At 63.6% G+C, this 17,422-nt stretch carries 18 protein-coding genes; 4 read left to right on the top strand and 14 right to left on the bottom strand.

All coding sequences use genetic code 11. From position 1 onward, the window contains the following. Window positions 1–28: 28 nt before the first annotated feature. Entirely contained in the window at window positions 29–1,399 is a 1,371-nt protein-coding gene (locus tag AWB70_RS10030; protein WP_053572138.1) for an MFS transporter, read from the top strand. A 48-nt stretch (window positions 1,400–1,447) separates the two neighbouring features. On the opposite strand, the gene AWB70_RS10035 is transcribed toward AWB70_RS10030, so the two are convergent. From AWB70_RS10035 to AWB70_RS10075, 9 genes are all read right to left on the bottom strand, one after another. Next, window positions 1,448–2,119, bottom strand: coding sequence for a DUF4286 family protein (locus AWB70_RS10035; RefSeq protein WP_053571854.1), 672 nt, complete (start codon window positions 2,117–2,119; stop codon window positions 1,448–1,450). Window positions 2,120–2,138: 19 nt separating this feature from the next. After that, window positions 2,139–3,380: a cytochrome P450 gene (locus AWB70_RS10040; RefSeq protein ID WP_053571853.1), complete on the bottom strand. Its 1,242-nt coding sequence runs from the start codon at window positions 3,378–3,380 to the stop codon at window positions 2,139–2,141. A 36-nt stretch (window positions 3,381–3,416) separates the two neighbouring features. Continuing rightward, a complete protein-coding gene (locus tag AWB70_RS10045) occupies window positions 3,417–4,175 on the bottom strand; it encodes a glucose 1-dehydrogenase (protein WP_053571852.1) in 759 nt (252 codons plus the stop codon). A gap of 116 nt (window positions 4,176–4,291) precedes the next feature. Next, window positions 4,292–5,533 (bottom strand): cytochrome P450, encoded by a 1,242-nt coding sequence (locus AWB70_RS10050; RefSeq protein ID WP_053571851.1) that lies wholly within the window; start codon window positions 5,531–5,533, stop codon window positions 4,292–4,294. A gap of 31 nt (window positions 5,534–5,564) precedes the next feature. Next, window positions 5,565–6,782, bottom strand: a complete 1,218-nt coding sequence (locus AWB70_RS10055) for a porin (RefSeq protein ID WP_050878638.1) — start codon at window positions 6,780–6,782, stop codon at window positions 5,565–5,567. Between the two features lie 85 nt (window positions 6,783–6,867). Continuing rightward, the gene (locus tag AWB70_RS10060; RefSeq protein WP_053571850.1) at window positions 6,868–7,344 is read right to left on the bottom strand and encodes a hotdog family protein; all 477 of its coding nucleotides are present in this window, start codon (window positions 7,342–7,344) and stop codon (window positions 6,868–6,870) included. A 40-nt stretch (window positions 7,345–7,384) separates the two neighbouring features. Next, window positions 7,385–8,533, bottom strand: coding sequence for a CaiB/BaiF CoA transferase family protein (locus AWB70_RS10065; protein WP_053571849.1), 1,149 nt, complete (start codon window positions 8,531–8,533; stop codon window positions 7,385–7,387). Then, on the bottom strand, window positions 8,530–9,537 hold the full coding sequence (locus AWB70_RS10070; RefSeq protein ID WP_053571848.1) for a ketopantoate reductase family protein: 1,008 nt from the start codon (window positions 9,535–9,537) through the stop codon (window positions 8,530–8,532). The genes AWB70_RS10065 and AWB70_RS10070 overlap by 4 nt, the downstream gene beginning before the upstream one ends. Before the next feature lie 161 nt (window positions 9,538–9,698). Then, the gene (locus AWB70_RS10075) at window positions 9,699–10,631 is read right to left on the bottom strand and encodes an AraC family transcriptional regulator (protein WP_063786754.1); all 933 of its coding nucleotides are present in this window, start codon (window positions 10,629–10,631) and stop codon (window positions 9,699–9,701) included. A gap of 106 nt (window positions 10,632–10,737) precedes the next feature. On the opposite strand from AWB70_RS10075, the gene AWB70_RS10080 reads away from it, so the two are divergent. From AWB70_RS10080 to AWB70_RS10085, 3 genes are read left to right on the top strand one after another with little or no spacing between them, the layout of a single operon-like run. Further along, window positions 10,738–11,535 (top strand): SDR family NAD(P)-dependent oxidoreductase, encoded by a 798-nt coding sequence (locus AWB70_RS10080; protein WP_053571847.1) that lies wholly within the window; start codon window positions 10,738–10,740, stop codon window positions 11,533–11,535. A gap of 19 nt (window positions 11,536–11,554) precedes the next feature. Beyond that, entirely contained in the window at window positions 11,555–11,761 is a 207-nt protein-coding gene (locus AWB70_RS38225) for a hypothetical protein (RefSeq protein WP_053571846.1), read from the top strand. Window position 11,762: 1 nt separating this feature from the next. After that, complete coding sequence (locus AWB70_RS10085) at window positions 11,763–12,722, top strand: LysR substrate-binding domain-containing protein (protein ID WP_045459578.1); 960 nt, start codon at window positions 11,763–11,765, stop codon at window positions 12,720–12,722. Here the strand turns inward: AWB70_RS10085 and AWB70_RS10090 are convergent. From AWB70_RS10090 to AWB70_RS10110, 5 genes are all read right to left on the bottom strand, one after another. Next, on the bottom strand, window positions 12,719–13,882 hold the full coding sequence (locus AWB70_RS10090; RefSeq protein ID WP_053571845.1) for a CaiB/BaiF CoA transferase family protein: 1,164 nt from the start codon (window positions 13,880–13,882) through the stop codon (window positions 12,719–12,721). The two genes, AWB70_RS10085 and AWB70_RS10090, sit on opposite strands and share 4 nt — an antisense overlap. A 1-nt stretch (window position 13,883) precedes the next feature. Further along, complete coding sequence (locus tag AWB70_RS10095; protein WP_053571844.1) at window positions 13,884–15,131, bottom strand: NAD(P)/FAD-dependent oxidoreductase; 1,248 nt, start codon at window positions 15,129–15,131, stop codon at window positions 13,884–13,886. Beyond that, window positions 15,128–15,379, bottom strand: a complete 252-nt coding sequence (locus tag AWB70_RS10100; RefSeq protein WP_045459573.1) for a ferredoxin — start codon at window positions 15,377–15,379, stop codon at window positions 15,128–15,130. The genes AWB70_RS10095 and AWB70_RS10100 overlap by 4 nt, the downstream gene beginning before the upstream one ends. 44 nt (window positions 15,380–15,423) lie before the next feature. Further along, window positions 15,424–16,599, bottom strand: coding sequence for a cytochrome P450 (locus tag AWB70_RS10105; protein ID WP_235024194.1), 1,176 nt, complete (start codon window positions 16,597–16,599; stop codon window positions 15,424–15,426). Window positions 16,600–16,686: 87 nt separating this feature from the next. Beyond that, window positions 16,687–17,382, bottom strand: coding sequence for an SDR family NAD(P)-dependent oxidoreductase (locus tag AWB70_RS10110; RefSeq protein ID WP_053571842.1), 696 nt, complete (start codon window positions 17,380–17,382; stop codon window positions 16,687–16,689). Window positions 17,383–17,422: the final 40 nt, after the last annotated feature.

Here is a 17,422-nt window from a genome sequence, read left to right on the forward strand (position 1 = left end):
CTCGGAAGTGGAGGAGATAATCTTGGATATGCAAAGCCTGGGCGCGCAACCGCTCGCCCCGCGCGCCGCCGCGCCCATCGATGCCGCGCACGGGCGCATCGCGCTCGACGACGTGCCGCTGAACCGCTTTCACGTCAAAATCGCGGGCCTGACTTTCGGCGCGCACTTCACCGAAGGTTATGCGCTCGGCACGATCGGCTACGCGTTGTCGTCGCTGAACAAACAGATTCCGCTCGATGCGTTCTGGATGGGCCTGCTCGGTTCATCGGCGCTGATCGGCATTTTTCTCGGCAGTCTCGTGTTCGGCTGGCTCTCCGACAGACTCGGGCGGCAGAAGATCTTCCTCCTGAGCTTCATCATCATCACCGCGGCCGCGTTCGCGCAGTTCTACGCGACCACGCCCGCGATGCTCGTCGGTTTGCGCGTGCTGATCGGCTTCGGCATGGGCGGCGATTTCGCGGTCGGGCATGCGATCCTCGCCGAATTTTCGCCGCGCAAGCATCGCGGCACGCTGCTCGGGTCGTTCAGCGTGATCTGGACCATCGGCTACGTGATCGCGAACGTGCTCGGCATGCATTACGCGGATGCATCGCCCGATGCGTGGCGATGGCTGCTCGCGTCCGCCGGCGTGCCGGCTTTCATCGTGCTGATTCTGCGCGTGGGCACGCCGGAATCGCCGCGCTGGCTGCTCGGCAAAGGCCGCAAGGACGAAGCGATGCGCATCGTGCGCAAGCACTTCGGCCCGAACGTGACGCTCGGTGGCGATACGGGCGAGCACTTCGCCGGCAAAGGTGGTTTCGCGCGGCTGTTCGAGCCGGACCTGATCCGGCGCACCGTGTTCAATTGCGCGTTCTTCGTGTGCCTCGTGATCCCCTACTTCGCGATCTATACGTTTCTGCCGAGCATTCTCACTGCGATCCGTCTGCCCGAAGGTTCCGGCGCCGATCTGCTGCTCAACGCGTTTCTCGTGCTAGGCGCGCTGCTCGGCATCTGGCTCACGATCCGGCTGTCGCGCCGCTCGTTTCTGATCGGCTCGTTCGCGGTGTGTTGTCTGTCGCTGTTTGCGCTGAGCGTGCTGCCTTCGTCGGCGAATCTCGGCATGATCGTGGCGTTCGGCATCTTTACATTAACGATGTCGGCGTTCTCGAATCTCGTCGGCGTGTTTCCGCCGGAATGCTTTCCGACCGAGGCGCGGGCGTGCGGCGTCGGCTTGTCGATCGCGTGCAGCCGCCTGGGATCGGCGGTGGGCACGTTCCTGCTGCCAATCGGCATCGCGCAGGCCGGCGTTCAGATGACGATGATGGCGCTTGCCGCAGTGTTGTTCGTCGGCATGATCGTATCGATTGCGTGGGCGCCTGAAACGAAGCATTTGACGTTGAATCAGGCGAGCGGCGGTTAAACGCCCTTACGGTTGCGCGGCCTTCGCTTCCTCGCCGCGCAACCGCGATCAGAGATCACCGACACTCACCTGCAAACCGTAGATCTTCCAGCATGCATCTTCGACTACGCCCCAAAGATCGCAGCGCGAAGCAGTGAACTCATCGCGAGCAAAATCCCGAAGATGCGCTTCGGAAATCCCTTCCACCAAGAAAACCCACTCTTCGGCAAAGCGATTGCCGCTTCGACGACTCTCTTCCGTCACATGCGTTGAAGCGGTCTCGTCAGGTTGTGCAAGAACAATCCGCGCGATGCCCCGCCGTTTGCACCAGCCGTCAAGCAACTCGGGCGTGATCGCTTCGTTTAATCTGAGCGGATCGGAAGGCCGCGCACTGACCATCATGACAAACGCCCCTTCGGCATTTCCGGCTTTCGCCATCAACCGGTATGCAGAGCGACGGCCATCCTGGAAGGCCGGAAGCGTGGCACGCGTCCAGGCAGTCGGGTTGTTCAGGCGTTCGAGATAGTCCGGCCGGGACAGCACGGAAAGACTGTCGACATCGTAGAGAATCAGATAGCACCGCTTGGCATCCGTACATTCGAAGCGCCGGCCACGCAGAAATCCGGGAATGGCAAGGCGCTCCGGCAAATGCTCGCGCGTATGCCAGGCGACGAAGTTCTCTTCGTCGCTTTCGCGTACGGTCAGCGTCGCACAGAGAATGGCTCGGTCGGATTGCGTCATCTTTTTCCCTCGAACGAAGCTACCACTCGACCGGCAATGAAACGAGTCCGAAGACATTGCCATTGCGCTTGAACTCGAGCGCATCGAACGGCACCGCGAGACGCAGCGTCGGTAACCGTTTGAACAACGTTTCGAACAGGACCTGTAGTTCGAGGCGCGCAAGCGGTTGGCCCAGGCACTGGTGTACACCGAACGAGAACGCGACATGAGAGGCGCCCTTGCCATCACGACGAATATCGAAACGGTCGGGCTCCGGGAATGCCTCGGGATCGTGATTGGCCGCCTGCACCGGCGCGAACACGCCTTCCCCCTTGCGAATGAGCTGGCCGCCGATCATGACGTCGGCGGTCGCCACACGAGCGGAATTCATATGCGTGATCGAGTGAAAGCGCAGCATCTCCTCCACCGCGCCCTTCACGAGCGAAGGGTCCGCGATGAGCGCCTTCACTTGCCCCGGATCCTCCAGCAAGCTCAACAGGCCGAGACCAATCTGATTGGCGGTCGTTTCATGTCCTGCCAGATAAAGCAGGACGCCCATCTGCACCGCGTCTGCATGCGACAGCTTCCCCGGATTGATCCACTCGATCGCGAGACGGCTCAACAGGTCCTTGCCCTCGCCAGGATCGCGCTCCTTCTCGCGCAGGAGACAGTCGATGTATTGCTCCATTTCCTGAGCAGACTGCCTGAGCAATTCCGGACTGATGTCGAGATTCATGCGATTGCTGCTCAACTGCTGCAACCGCGCGTGATCTTGATACGGTACGCCGAGCATGATGGAGATGACCATCGACGGCAGCGGCAGCGCAACGTCCTGAATGAAATCGGCAGGCGCGCCTTTCCCGATTATCTGTTCGAGCAGCGCATCGAGCGTCTCTTGCACGAACGGCCGCAGTTCATCGATGCGCTTCATCATGAACTCCTTGGTCAGCGTGCGCCGATACTGACCATGCTCAGGCGGGTCCATCGTGATGAAGGTCTGATAGGACTTCGACTGCGCCGCGCGTGCGGGCGACACGGAAGGATAGCCGTGTGTCTCCGGCGATGCGCTGAAGTGAGGGCTCGTCAGTACGTCGCGGAAGTCTTTCATCTTCGTCACGACCCATACGTCGCTGCCGTCCCACGCTTTCACGCGCTTGATGGGATCACTCTCACGAACGACCGCATAGCGCGGCGGCGGATGCAGCGGGCATTCCGCGGCACGGGGCCACGGGAAGGTGTCGTTGTCGAACGGACAGGATTGCGTGGAAGTATCGTTTGCCATCGGAAAAGCCCTTTTTGTCTGAACCGTTGCAGTCATTCAGCGCGCGGTCGCGCCGCCGTCGATGGGCAGCGCCACGCCGACCACGAAAGATGCAGCATCGGAGCACAGCCACACGACGGCATCCGCGATTTCCTCCGGTTGCGCCATACGTCCGAGCGGATTGGCCGTCTGCGCACGCGCGAGCAGTTCGTCGCCGAAGCGTGCGCGCGTCAGCGCCGTTTCGACCAGCCCCGGACACACCGCGTTGATGCGAATGCCTCGCGCCGCGAACTCGATCGCCGCCGCCTTCGTCAGCCCGACGACACCGTGTTTCGCCGCACCGTAGACGCCATCGGAAGGCACGCCAACGAGACCCGAGCGCGACGCATTGTTGACGATCGCGCCCTTCCCCGCGATCAGCATGTGATCGAGCTCGGCCTTCATGCAATGCCACACGCCTTCCAGGTTCACGGACATCACGCGGTCCCAGTTCTCCTGCGTGGAGACATGCAGGCTTGCAGCGCGATCCGGCACGCCCGCATTGTTGAACGCCATGTCGATCGCGCCGAAGCGCTCGACAGCCGATCGCATCATGGCCGTGACGGACTCGGCATCGGTGACATCGACCTGGATGAACATCGCTCGCGCGTCGACTTGCGTTTCGATTAGCTTGACGACCTCGACGCCAGCCGCAGCATCGGCGTCCGCCACGACGACGGCCGCACCGCGCCGGGCAAATGCAATCGCTGTGGCCCGGCCGATGCCCGACCCGCCGCCCGTGACCAGTGCCACCTTTCCAGCCAGGTTCCGACTCATTGCCTTCCCCTCCTTCGTTATGCCGCTATCGCCAGACTGGCAAACAGCGCGATCAGCGCGTCGAACGTCGCATGCCAGACCTTTCTGTACGGTTGCTTGTTCATCGCGGTCTCCCTCTACCAGCGGACAGGCAGCGCCTTCAATCCGTAGACGAAGGACGTGTCCTTGTAACGCAGCGCATCCTCGGGTACAGCCAGTTCGAGATGCGGAAAGCGTTTGAAGATCGTTTCGAACACCACCTGAAGTTCGAGCCTCGCAAGCGGCTGACCAAGGCATTGGTGAATGCCGAACGAGAATGCGACATGCGATTGGTCTTTCGTATCGCGGCGTATGTCGAAGCTTTCGGGTTCGGGAAACGCAAGCGGATCGTGATTCGCCCCGTGGAGCAGCGCCAGCACGCCCTCGCCCTTGCGGATCAACTGACCACCGATCACGACGTCTTCCGTCGCAACCCGGTTCGAATTCATGTGCGTGATCGAATGAAAGCGCAGCATTTCCTCGACGGCGCCCTTGACGAGCGACGCGTCGGCCATCAATGCAGCGCGTTGCTCGGGATGCTGAAAGAGGCTCAGCAGCCCGAGGCCGATCTGATTCGCGGTCGTCTCGTGTCCGGCGAGATAGAGCAGCGTGGCCATCTGCACGGCGTCCGCGTGCGATACCTTGCCGGGATTGATCCATTCGATCGCCATCCGGCTCAACAGGTCGCTGCCGTCGCCAGGATCGCGCTCCTTTTCCAGCAAGAGCGCGTCGATGTATTGATTCATATGTTGCGCCGACCGCGTCAATTCTTCGGGTGCGATCGACAGATCCATCCGGTTGCCACTCCATTTCTGCAGCTTGTCGTGATCCTCATAAGGCACGCCGAGCATGATCGAAATGACGAGTGACGGCAGCGGCAACGCGACAGCCTCGATGAAGTCGGCGGGTGCGCCGTGGCGCTCCATGTCGTCGAGGAGCTCATCGAGCGAACGCTGAACCAGCGGGCGCAAAGCCTGCATGCGCTTTGCCATGAATTCCTTCGTGAGCGTCCGGCGATAATGGCCGTGCTCGGGCGGATCCATCGTGATGAAAGTCTGGTACGACTTCGACTGCGCGGCCCGCGACGGCGAGACGAACGGAAAGCCTGGCGTCAGCGGCGAGGCGCTGAAATGCGGGCTCGTCATGACCTCGCGGAAGTGCTCCATGTCGGTGACGAGCCACGCGAGACTGCCGTCCCACAGACTGACCTGAACGACGGGAGCCTGCTCGCGCAACGTCGCGTATTGGCTCGGCGGCGCCAGCGGCGCGGCGCCGTCTCGCGGCCACGGAAAGCGCTCCGTGGCGAATGGGCATGTAGCAGTAGTCTCGAGCATGTTCATTCGTTCCTCGCAATGTGTTGGAGATCGCGGTCTAGAACCGGTGCCGCATACCCACACGCAGCACGACCTGATGCGGCGTATTGGATGGCGTGATCGTCAGATAAGACGCCACGGCGGATTGGCCGGTCGAATCCACGCCGGATGCGATCTGGTAGTTCGCCATGAAATAAACGTCGGTTCGCTTCGAAAGAAAGTAATCGACCGAGGCATTGAACATGTGGTACTTCGCACTGTCCTTACCGTCGATCGCGCCGCCCACGAGATAGTCGTATGAGCCGTTCAGCCAGAGGAACGGCGTGATGGCATAACGCGCAAACACGTTGTAGCTGTTGAATGCGGCGTTGCCCGTATAACCGCGTGGATTGGTCAGCGCGAGATTGCCCGACGAAGGCGAGTTCAGATCGCCGAACGTGATGTGCGAATAGTCGAAGCCGACCGTGACGCTCTGTAGCGCGTATTGGACCGCGGCGCCCATAACCTGGTAATACGCTGCCGACGCAAAGGCGCCATACACCGGGTTAGTTTGAACGCCGCTCGTCGCGCCGAGGTTATTCGCGGTGGCCGAGCTATTCGGGTTGTTCCCGAAGAATGACCGGTTCGGATCGCGAGCGCGCAGATAAGCCACGGCGCCCGTGAACGAGCCATTCGAATAGGAAGCGCCCGCGGAATAGATGCTGTTCGTGCCGAACGAACCCGCCACCCCGCCGAAACTGTACAACCCGCCAAACTTGAATCCGCTATAGGTATTGCTGGTGAATTTGACGGCGTTGTTCACCCGGTACGTGTTGCCGAAGTTATTGATGTCGTTGCCGTGCAGCGCATACGTGCCGTTGCCCACCGCGCCGGTGATCGGCCCGATGTAATCGACAGCCGAGTCGTACTGACGGCCGATCGTCACGGTGCCGTAGGGCGACGCGAGACCGACATACGCTTGTCGGCCGAATATGTTGCCGCCCTGACCGAGCGCGCCCGTGCCGATATCGAAGCCGTTCTCCAACACGAAGATCGCCTGATAACCGCCGCCGAGATCTTCGGTGCCGCGAAACCCGAGACGGTTGCCCTGCATGATGCTGCTGCTCATCGCGTATTGATGACTGCCCGTGCGTCCGCCGGGCGTCGCGGTCTGCGCATTGTTCACGAAGTTCAGACCGTAATCGATGATGCCGTAAATCATCACGTTGCTTTGCGCCGACGCCTGCGCTGATACAAACAAAACCGCGGCGGCTGACGGCCATCTCCAATATTTCATTGCTGTCTCCATGTCTCATATCTTCGAGACTTTGATTTGTAGTACTACATTAAAATCCTGATTTCGCTGATGTCATGTAACCGGTTCACCGCGCGCACAACGACAGGTTCGGTACGCCTGCAACAACCGCCGACCGGAACCGGTACAGCACGTTCGCGCGCATGACCGGCCCGCTTAGGACGTCGCATTCCATTGCGCATTCGAGATGCAGATGCCAGTGATCGCCCGCCGGCTGAACCGACCTGACCGTTGCGCCGACGCGCAGACCCGAGCCTGTCGGAACGGGCGCGACGAACTGCACTTGCTCGATCCTGTGAAGCGCGACATTCAGCGTGTCCTCCAGCATGTAGATCTGCTGAAGCATCGGAATCAGCAAGGCGAGCAAGACGCTGCCCGGCACGAACGCCTGATTCGCGCCGTCTATATGTCCCGTCGGCCGGTCATCGGTCCACGCGTCGAAGCGATCGAGCACGGCCTGATCGACCTCGAACCAGTCGCTGTGACCCAGATGGATGCCCAGACAGGCACGAATGCCGTCGACGCCACTCAGGATGATGGGCACTGGTTTCTCCGTATCGGCGATGTTCGGCCGTTGGTTCTTGTCACGAGCCGAACAGTTCGGCATTGCCTTCGCCGAGCGCGGGCGCGGCCTGGCGAGGTTTGAACAGGTGCCCGTTGAAGCGTGCCGGGTAACGTATCGCCCGAACTGCACCCGCGGGCGTTTCCAGTTGCGAATACAACTGGTTATGCCGCACCTGCGGATCGTTCAGATGCGCATCCGGCGCATTCACGGGGCCGGCCGGCACATCCAGCTCGCGAAAACGCGCGAGCCAGTGCGCGGTCGTCTGTTTTCTGAGCGGTGCCGCGATGCGCTCGAAGAACGCGTGCGTCATATCGCGCTTGCTGGTGATCTTCTTCAACTCGTCTTTCCATTCGGGATGCCCGACGGCTTCGAGCGTGCGGCTCAACTGCTTGCCCGACACGGGCGAAATCACGAGATACCCGTCGCTCGTCGCCAGCACCGGCTGCGGCGCGAGCGTTTCGGGCGATGCGTCGTCGATGAAAGCGCGGTTGTGGAACATGTCCGGAAAGTTGTAGTAGGACAGCATGTCGAGCATCGACGTCTCGAGATGAATCGCCTTCTGGGCACGATCGCGCGCGATCAGTCCCGAGAGCGCCATCTGCGCGGCGAAAATCGCGGCGACCTTGTCGGCGACGAAGGTGTTCGTCGCGCGCGGCGTGCCGCCCGCGGCTTCGTAGCTGAGCAGGCCGGTGCGGCCCTGAATCAGCGCGTCGAAGGCCGGCTCGGCGGCGAGTTCGCCGTCCGCGCCGTACCCTGTGATCGAAAGCTGAACGATGCGCGGATTCAGCGCGCTCACCGCCTCGAAGCTCAACCCGAGCGACGCCGACACATGCGGACGCCAGTTCTCGATATACAGGTCCGCGTCGCGCAGGAGCGTCTTGAATCTCGCGAGATCGTCCGCGGACTTGAGATCGAGCGTGACACTGCGCTTGCCGCGATTCGCATTGGTCCACACCGTGCCCACACCCTTCCATCCGTGACCGAAATTGCGATACGGATCGCCCGTGGGCGGTTCGACCTTGATGACGTCGGCGCCGAGATCGGACAGCATCTGCGCGCAGAACGGACCCGAGATATAGCTGCATGCCTCGACGATCTTCACGCCGGCGAGCGGGCGCCGGAAGTCGTGGTCGTCTTGCGTCGCGGCTGTCGTGGATGCGTGTGTCATGCGTGTTGCTCCTGTGTTTTGAGTGCGTGCGCCGCCGTGACGGCGCGCAGTTGCGCCATCGCGAGCACGGCGTCGAGAACGGGGGTATCCACGTCTTTGAGATCGCGCAGCGCGCGAATCGAGCGGCTCAGCGGTTCGAGTTCGAGCGGACGGCCCGCCTCCAGGTCCTGCAGCATCGACATCTTGTGATTCGATGCACCGATGGTCAGCGCGATGCGCTTGTCGGGCGCCGGACCGATGGCCAGCCCCAGTTGCGCGGCAATGGCATCGGCTTCGGTCATCGCCGCGCGGACGATGTTCAGCACGCCGCCCGCCTCCGCCATTTCCCCCAATGTGCCTTGCGTGAGCAGCGCAACGGGATTGAACGCGAGACTGTTGACGAACTTCACCCAGATCGCGGAGCGAATGTCCTTGTTCACCTTCGATTCGATGCCGCTCGCGCAGAGCAGCTCACTCAGTGCTCGCACGCGAGGCGAGTCGCTGCCGTCGAGTTCGCCGACCGGACAGCCCGCCTTCGCGCCGTCCTGCACGATGACGCCCGGCGCGCTCGCATGCGCACCGATCCAGTAGACACAGCCCAGCACCTGCGCCGGCGGAATCGCGCGCCATTGACGCCCGTCGCGATCGAGCGCGGGCAGTTGCCGCCCGTCGAAAGGTCCGGGAAACGCGTGAAAGAAGTAGTACGGAATGCCTGTGGTCGGCGGCAGCACCGTGGTGCGCGGGCCGATCAGCGGCGCGATCTGCTCGAGCGCTTCATCGACCTGATGCGCCTTGAGCGTGATGAACACGTAGTCCTGCACGCCCAGTTCGCGTGTGTCGGACGTGGCGCGCACGGGCACCGTGAACGTCTCGTTCGCGGTCGTGACGCGCAGCCCGTGGCGGCGGATGGCGTCGAGCGTCCTGCCTCGCGCGACGACACTCACTTCGCAGCGTCCGGCTCGTGCGAGATGCGCCGCCAGATAGCCGCCGATTGCCCCGCCTCCGAAAATGCATACCCTCAGCATGGTGCGCTCTCTTGCGAATTCGATGAACCGCGCCTTGCATCGCTTCCGGAAGAAGCGACTGTTGACGCCGCGATGAGCACAAGATACGGGCGAGCCCTGCCAAAGGGGAAATACTAAAAAACGATGATTCAAGCAGATCGGCGTATAGCTGCGAACCCCCGCTATTGCGCGGGCTGTTCGCTTCGTCTCGCGCGCCTGAAAGCCGCGGGCGCGACGCCCACGCTACGGCTGAATGCCGTGCTGAAGGCGCTGTCCGAGTAATAGCCAATGGACAGCGCGATATCGATGATCGGGCGCTCGCTGTTGATGAGCGCATCCTTGGCGAGCGCGATGCGCCAGTTCGACAGATACGTCGCGGGCGCAACGCCGACACGCTCCGCGAAACGCCGCGCGAAGGCGGCACGCGACATACCGACTTCCTTCGCGAGACTGTCGACGGTCCAGTGACGCGCCACGTCCGCGTGCATCCGCTGCAGCGCGAGGTGAATGTTGGGATCCGCCATGCCGCTGAACCAGCCCGCTTCGCGCGCGTCGATCTTCGTCAGCGGACGGCGCCACACTTCGACCAGCATGATCTCGACGAGCCGGCTCATCACGAGGTCATGACCCGGCAGGTCCCAGCCGGACTCGTCCCCGATCAGCGCGATAAGACGCGAGAGCCGTCCCGCTTCTTCATCCGACGAACGGATGTGCAGAAAGTCCGGCAGCATGCCCGAGAACAGCGCCGTATGCTCGGGTCCGATCTCGAAGTAGCCGCCGACGAGCCGCACCTTCTCGCCGCCGAGCCCTTCGTCCCAGCGCACGTATTGATCGCTCGCGACGTGCGCTTCCATCGCATGCAGCGTGCCGATGGCGTCGGGATCGCTCACGAGGCAGTAGCGGGCCGTCGCGCGCATCAGCAGATAGTCGCCCTGCCGCAGCAGGAGCGGCTGGCCGTGGCGCGGCACGTACCAGCATTGCCCCGTGACGACGAGGCAGAACACGGGTATGTCCCGGCACGGCACGCTCATGCCCCATCGGCCCTGGGCGTCGACCGTTCGCCAACTGATCGCCTGCGGCCGCATGAGCCGGATGATGTCGGTGAGGATGTCCATGTTGAGACGATCGATAAACTTTCAGAGACAGCCTCTTATAGATTAACTCACTTCGTTGCTTTACCTTGTCTCTCATCAAGCAGAAAAAACAGAACGGAGACACGCAATGAAGCTGAAGGACCGGGTCGTCGTGGTCACGGGCGCGGCGCAGGGCATGGGCCGCGCCATCGCGATCGAGGCAGCGCGCCAGGGCGCCGCATGGGTCACGCTCGCGGACCTGCAAGCGGACCGCGGCGCGACGGCCGCTCACGAGGTCGAAGAAGCCGGCGCGAAAGCCTGCTTCATCCGCACGGACTTGTCGGACACGGACGCGATCCGCCACATGATCGACGAAACCGCGCGCCTCGCGGGCGGCATCGACGTGCTCGTCAATAACGCCGGCGTCACCGACGACGGCCTGACCGGCCGCGCCCCGACGATCGAAGACCTGCCAGAAGCCGTATGGGACACGGTCATGAACGTGAATCTCAAGGCGATGTGGCTCGCGTGCAAGTTTGCCGCGCCGTGGCTGCGGAAATCCACGAAGAGTCCGGCCATCGTCAATGGCGCGTCGGTGGCGGGCAGCGTCGCGTATCCGGGTTTGCCCGCGTATGCGGCGAGCAAGGGCGGCGTCGTGATGCTGACCAAGGCGATCGCGCTCGATCTCGCCGATGCGGGCATCCGCTGCAACGCCTACGCGCCCGGCGCGATCGACACGCCGATGCTCGGCCACAGCGTCGAGCACGCGCAGGACCGCGAGAAGGCCCGCGCGCGCCTGTGGGGCACGCATCTGCTCAAACGTCTGGGACGGCCCGAAGAAGTCGCGAAGCTCGTGTGCTTCCTCGCGTCCGACGAAGCGTCGTTCTCGACGGGCAGCACCTTCAGCATCGACGCCGGCACGCTCGCGTGGCGCGGCGTCCACTGACCGCAAGCACGGTGACGCGATGCGAGCGACCCACACGCGCGGCGCGAAATCGATGCTGGCATGCCGCCTGGCTCGCACGTTGTCTCTCGCGCTGTATATGAGCGACCCGATTCGTCAGATGGCCGACGAACGGCTCGTTGCCGCCTATGTCGGCGAGCCGGAATCGAATCTGCGTGAGGCGGTCGTCGCGACCAGCCGCACGCGACCAGCAAGGAAGGAACGCTGACATGAACATGCGCCAACTCCAGTATTTTCTCGCCGTGGCCGCCGAGCTCAACTTCACGCGCGCCTCGGAACGCGTGAACATCGCGCAGCCCGCATTGAGTGCGCAAATCATCGCGCTGGAAGACGAACTGGGCACACCGCTTTTCACGCGCGAGAAACGCAAGGTGTTGCTCACGCCTGCCGGGGAAATTCTCGTCGAGCACGCGCAGCGCGTGCTCAACACGGCGTCGGCGGCCATTGCTGCGGTGCGCGCGTCGGGGCGCGGGGCGCAGGCGCATCTCATCGTCGGTTCGATCTACACGGCGATTTACTGCTTTCTGCCGAATACGCTGCGGATCTTCAATACGCTCGCGCCGAACTCGGACGTGAGCCTGCAGGAAATGACGATCTCCCAGCAGATCGCGGGGCTCAAGGAAGGCCTGATCGAAGTCGGACTCGTGCGCGGCCATGTTTTCGATCACAACATCGTGACCGAGCTGCTGTATCGCGAGCTGCTCGTGGTGGCCGTGCCCGCCGGAAGCGAGTACGACGTTCCGGGACCCGTCGACCTGCGCGATCTCGCGAAGTGGCCGCTCATCGCGGTCGCGCGCGGCACGGCGACGGAGCGCGGCTACGGCGACAAGATTCTCGACATCTTCGAGGACGCGAACCTCAAGCCTAACGTCGCGAAAGAGGCCTACGACATGCATACGTCCGCATGTCTCGTCGCGGCGGGCGTGGGCGTCGCGGTGGTGCCGGCCATCATGCAACTGATGCAGCCGCACGGCGTCGCCTACCGGCCGCTTGCCGTCGAAACCGCGGGTGTCTCGCTGTCGCTCGCCTGGCACAAGGACCGCGTGCCGCCGCTGCTCAACGCGTGGCGCGAGGCCGCGCGCGCGAACGCGGCGCAACTGATCGCGCGTCATCCGCAATACTTCATCGATACCTCATCGCCACGTCTCGTCGAAGCCGCCGCGGCTTAAGGCGCTCCACACAGCCACGCATCGATCTCTTCGCTGTGCTCGCCCAGATGCGGCGCCGCGCGCATGTCGGCGGGCCGCGTGCCGTGAAACTTCACCGGCAGGCGCATCTGAAGCGTGCCGCCTTCCGACGGATGCGTGCCCTGCTCGAAGAAGCCCACCGCGCTCAGATGCGGGTCCGCGAGCACACCATCGAGATCCCGCACTTCCGACGCGGGGATATCGCATTCGGCGAAAAGCATGAGCCAGTAACGCAACGGCTTGTTCGCCACGATGCGGGCCATTTCCGCGTGCATCCGGTCGAGCGCGTGGAAGCGTTCGCGCGCGGTGCCGAGCTTGTGCTTTTCGAGAAAGTCCGCATGCCCCGTCACGTCGAAGAAGCGGACCCAGCGTTCGTCCGTGTACGGCGCGACCGCGATGTAACCATCGAGACACTTCAGCGGCTGGCGCAGCGGATCGAGCTGGCGCGGATAACCGGCCGCATCCGTCGGCGGAATGAACGCACGGCCATAGAGATGCTCCTGCAACAGGAAATGCGTGAAGCTCTCGAACATCGGCACCTCGACGGCCTGCCCCTGCCCGGTCCGTTCCCGGTGCAGCAACGCGCCGAGCACGGCGTACGTCGCGTGCAGGCCGGCGACTTTATCGGCCATCGCCATCGGCAGATAGCGCGGCGCGGGGTTGCCGTCGGCGCGCGGCAGCAGGCTCGCCGCGCCCGATGCGGCCTGGATGATGTCGTCGTACGCGGGCCTGCCCGAATACGGACCGCCTTCGCCGAAACCCGTGCAGTGCACGTAGACCAGGCGCGGATGCAGCGCGCGGATCGTGTCGTATCCGAGGCCCAGCCGTTCGATCGCGTCGCGCCGCAGGTTGTGGATGAACACATCGCAGCTCGCAAGCAGACGCAACAGCGAGGCCTTGCCGCGCGGCGTCTTCAAATCCCATACGACAGAGCGCTTGCCGCGATTGAGCGTCATGTGCGCCGGTCCCATGCCGCGCGTTTTCGCGGGCCGCCCGACGCGCCTGATCTCGTCGCCGCCGAGCGGCTCGATCTTGATGACATCGGCGCCCATTTCGGCGAGCGTCGCCGTGCAATACGGGCCGAAGATCACCGACGTCATGTCGAGAATGCGGATGCCGTCGAGAATGGGCGGTGCCGCCATGTCAGACTGCCTCCTCGAGCGTCAGCAACAGCTTGAGGTCGAACGAAGGATCGGCGGCCTGCTCGCGCGTCGGACTGATGCGCCTGTGCAGCAAGCGACGCGCGGCCATATGTTCGGCGGGCCGGTTGCACGATTCGACGCCCGTCAGCCGATGATGCCGGTAGCGGAACACCGAGAACGCGCCGGATGCGGGATCGCCGCGCACGACGCTGCTGTCGAGCCTTCGTGCGACGCCCGCGATCTGCAGCCGCGCGCCGCCCTGATCGCTCCAGAAGACGGGTGTTTGATCATAGGGCGTCACGTCGCCGAGCAGCGCGCGCGCCACATGCCGCGCCTGATCGACCGCGTTCTGCACGGATTCGAGACGCAGCAGATCGCCGCCGTCGAACGCGTACGGAAACGCCGCGCAATCGCCGATGGCGGAGATCGCCGGGTCCGATGTGCGCAGACGCTCGTCGACGATGATTCCGTTGAACGCGGACAGACCGCACGCCGTGGCGAGTTCGCCGTTCGGCACGACGCCGGCGGCCACGAGCACGAGATCGGCGTCGAGCCGTGTGCCGTCCGCCAGCTCGACGGCGCACACATGATCGCCGCGGCCGAGAATGCGCTCGACGCGCGCATCGAAGGAAAAACGCACGCCCGACGCCTGATGATGCGCGGTGAACGCCGCCGACGTCTCCGCGGAAATCGCACGCTTCATCACGCGGTCCACCGATTCGACGACATGCACATCGCAGCCCCGCGCGGCCGCGATGCTCGCGACTTCCAGGCCAAGAAAGCCCGCGCCGATCACCACGATGCGCTTCGCATTGCCGAGTGCCGCCTTGAGCCGATGCGCATCGCCCACCGAGCGCAGCGACACGACGCCGTGCGCCGGCTGCGTCGCGAACGGCAGCGAGCGGTTGCGCGATCCCGTCGCGAGGACGAGATGATCGTACGGCACGATGCGCCCCGACAACAGCGCAAGACGCCGGCGCTGGCGATCGATCGCGCCGACGCGCTCGCCGGCCAGCCGCTCGATGCGCGCATCGTCGAACCAGTGCGCTTCTTCAAGGCTGAGATCGTCCGCCGCGACATCGCCGGTCAGGAAGCTTTTCGACAGCGGCGGCCGTTGATACGGCAGCGCCGCTTCGTCGCCGACGAGCGTGATCGCGCCTTCGTAGCCTTCGTCGCGCAAGGAAGCCGCGACCTGCAGCCCGGCCTGCCCCGCGCCGACGATCGTCACCGATTCGGGCCGCGCGTTCACTGCCCGCTCTCCTCTGCGGCTTCATCGCCGGTCAGCTTCTCGACCTTGATCGCCTTCGACGGGCATTTTCGCGCCGCGCCGAGCACCTTCTCATAGAGCGCCTCGTCCGGTTCCGTCTGCAACAGCTTCACGACGCCGTCCTCGTCGCGCTGGTCGAACACATCGGCTGTCGACAGCACGCACAGTCCCGCGCCGACACACACGTCCTGATCCACCGCGACGCGCAGTTTGAAGTTTCCGTTTGCCATGCCATGCTCTCCTTCATCGCTACGATGAGCGCGCTTCCAGTTGATTACCAGGTGACCGGCAAGGCTTCGAGGCCCTGCACGAAATGATCGCCCTTGCCCTTGATCTCTTCGAGCGGCACGGCAAAGCGCAAGTCCGGCATGCGTTCGAAGAGCGTTGCAAACACGACCTGCAACTCGACGCGCGCGAGCGGCTGGCCCAGGCACTGATGAATCCCGTAGCTGAACGCGACGTGATGATCGGCCTTGCGCGTGATGTCGAAGCGATCCGGCTGCTCGAACGCCGTGGCGTCGTGATTCGCGCCGGAAATCAGCGCGATCACGCCTTCGCCCTTGCGGATCGTCTGCCCCGCCACGTCGACGTCTTCCGTTGCGACCCGGAACGCGTTGTAGTGAACGATGGTATGAAAGCGCAGCATTTCCTCGACCGCATTGCGCAAAAGCGATGGCGTCTCGCGCAGCAGTCGCAACTGGTCCGGGTTGGTGAGGAAGCTGAACACGCCGAGCGCCATCTGGTTCGCGGTCGTTTCGTGGCCGGCCATCAGCAGGAGCTCGGCCATGATCACCAGTTCGCGATGCGTCAGATGCCCCGGCCGGACCTGCTCGACGATTAGCCGGCTCAGCAGGTCCGTGCGGTTGTCGGCGTCTTTCGCGCGCTCGGTGATGAGCCGGTCGAGGTACGAGAGGATGCGGTCGGACGCCGCCTTCGGAATCGACGGATCGACATCGAGCAGCACCTTGAGGCGGCTTTGCTCCTGAAAGAAGCCGTGATCGCATGCGGGCACGTCGAGCAGGCCCGCGATCACTTCGGAGGTCAGCGGCAAGAAGAGGTCTTCGACCAGATTCGCGGGCGGCCCCTTCTCCAGCAGTTCGTCGACGAGCCGGTTGAAGATCGAGTCGATGCGCGGGCGCATCTCGCTCACGCGCTTGATCATGAACTCCTTGGTGAGCATGCGCCGAAAGTGACCGTGCTGCGGCGGGTCCATGCGGATGAACGCGGGCTCCAGATCGAGCACGGCATTGCGCGCGGGCGAGAGGCTCGGAAAGCCGTCGATGTGCGGATCGCCGCTGAACCGGTTGTCACCGAGCACGGCGCGCACGTCGTCGTAACGCGTGAAGAGCCATGCGTCCTTGCCGTCCCACATCTGCACTTTCACCGGTCCCGGCTGCTGCTGAAAATCGCGATACTCCGCGGGCGGAACGAAAGGACATTGCCGAGGCATCGGGAACGCCGGCTTGCTGAAAGGACATCCAGACATCGCGCCTCCCGTCAGATCGATTGAATGCTTGAGTTCATGTGGGGACGCCGCTTACAGACCGCCATTGACGTCGAGCGTCGCGCCCGTGACATAGCGCGCGTCGTCGCTGACGAGAAAGCCGATGGCCGACGCGATCTCTTCGGGTTCAGCGGCGCGCTGCAGGCCCGAGCCCGCGATGAGCTTGTCGCGGATCTCCTTGGGCACCTTCTCGCCCATTGCCGTGTTGATCGTTCCCGGCGACACGGCCGCGACACGAATGCCGTGCGGGCCGAGCGGCTTCGCCAGACTCTTCGTCAGATTGATGACGGCCGCCTTCGAGCCGCCGTAGTCCGTCACGCCACTGCCCGCCGTCGCCACGATCGATGCGAGGTTCACGATCACGCCGCCGCCGCCCGCCTTCACGAGACGCTTCGCCACTTCCTGGCTCAGGAAGAACGGTGCGCGCGCGTTGACGCCGTAGGTGAAGTCGTAATCGTTCGGCGAGATGTCGAAGAACGTCTTGCCGTGCCAGACGCCCGCGTTGTTGATCAGCACGCGGATCGTGCCGTGCTCCGCGTCGATGGCTTCGACGGCCGCGCGAATCTGCTCGATATCGGTGACGTCGCACTTGCGGTAGGCGTACTCGCCCTTGCCCCACTCGGCGACGTCCAAGCCGACCACCTTATAGCCGCGCTCTCTCAGGTTCTTGCAAATGGCTTGTCCCGTCAGGCCGTTCGAGCCCGTAACGACTGCAACGTTTGTAGTCATGTGTCACCTCTTCTCACGATATGGTCTTGAACCGGATCAT

Source organism: Caballeronia cordobensis (genome assembly GCF_001544575.2).
GTDB classification, from domain to species: domain Bacteria; phylum Pseudomonadota; class Gammaproteobacteria; order Burkholderiales; family Burkholderiaceae; genus Caballeronia; species Caballeronia cordobensis.

Bases quoted from the DNA above. Each gene is read 5' to 3' on its own strand.
- AWB70_RS10030 (WP_053572138.1), top strand. From the start codon at position 29: ATGCAAAGCCTGGGCGCGCAACCGCTCGCCCCGCGCGCCGCCGCGCCC.
- AWB70_RS10035 (WP_053571854.1), bottom strand. From the start codon at position 2,119: ATGACGCAATCCGACCGAGCCATTCTCTGTGCGACGCTGACCGTACGC.
- AWB70_RS10040 (WP_053571853.1), bottom strand. From the start codon at position 3,380: ATGGCAAACGATACTTCCACGCAATCCTGTCCGTTCGACAACGACACC.
- AWB70_RS10045 (WP_053571852.1), bottom strand. From the start codon at position 4,175: ATGAGTCGGAACCTGGCTGGAAAGGTGGCACTGGTCACGGGCGGCGGG.
- AWB70_RS10050 (WP_053571851.1), bottom strand. From the start codon at position 5,533: ATGAACATGCTCGAGACTACTGCTACATGCCCATTCGCCACGGAGCGC.
- AWB70_RS10055 (WP_050878638.1), bottom strand. From the start codon at position 6,782: ATGAAATATTGGAGATGGCCGTCAGCCGCCGCGGTTTTGTTTGTATCA.
- AWB70_RS10065 (WP_053571849.1), bottom strand. From the start codon at position 8,533: ATGACACACGCATCCACGACAGCCGCGACGCAAGACGACCACGACTTC.
- AWB70_RS10070 (WP_053571848.1), bottom strand. From the start codon at position 9,537: ATGCTGAGGGTATGCATTTTCGGAGGCGGGGCAATCGGCGGCTATCTG.
- AWB70_RS10075 (WP_063786754.1), bottom strand. From the start codon at position 10,631: ATGGACATCCTCACCGACATCATCCGGCTCATGCGGCCGCAGGCGATC.
- AWB70_RS10080 (WP_053571847.1), top strand. From the start codon at position 10,738: ATGAAGCTGAAGGACCGGGTCGTCGTGGTCACGGGCGCGGCGCAGGGC.
- AWB70_RS38225 (WP_053571846.1), top strand. From the start codon at position 11,555: ATGCGAGCGACCCACACGCGCGGCGCGAAATCGATGCTGGCATGCCGC.
- AWB70_RS10085 (WP_045459578.1), top strand. From the start codon at position 11,763: ATGAACATGCGCCAACTCCAGTATTTTCTCGCCGTGGCCGCCGAGCTC.
- AWB70_RS10090 (WP_053571845.1), bottom strand. From the start codon at position 13,882: ATGGCGGCACCGCCCATTCTCGACGGCATCCGCATTCTCGACATGACG.
- AWB70_RS10100 (WP_045459573.1), bottom strand. From the start codon at position 15,379: ATGGCAAACGGAAACTTCAAACTGCGCGTCGCGGTGGATCAGGACGTG.
- AWB70_RS10105 (WP_235024194.1), bottom strand. From the start codon at position 16,599: ATGCCTCGGCAATGTCCTTTCGTTCCGCCCGCGGAGTATCGCGATTTT.
- AWB70_RS10110 (WP_053571842.1), bottom strand. From the start codon at position 17,382: ATGACTACAAACGTTGCAGTCGTTACGGGCTCGAACGGCCTGACGGGA.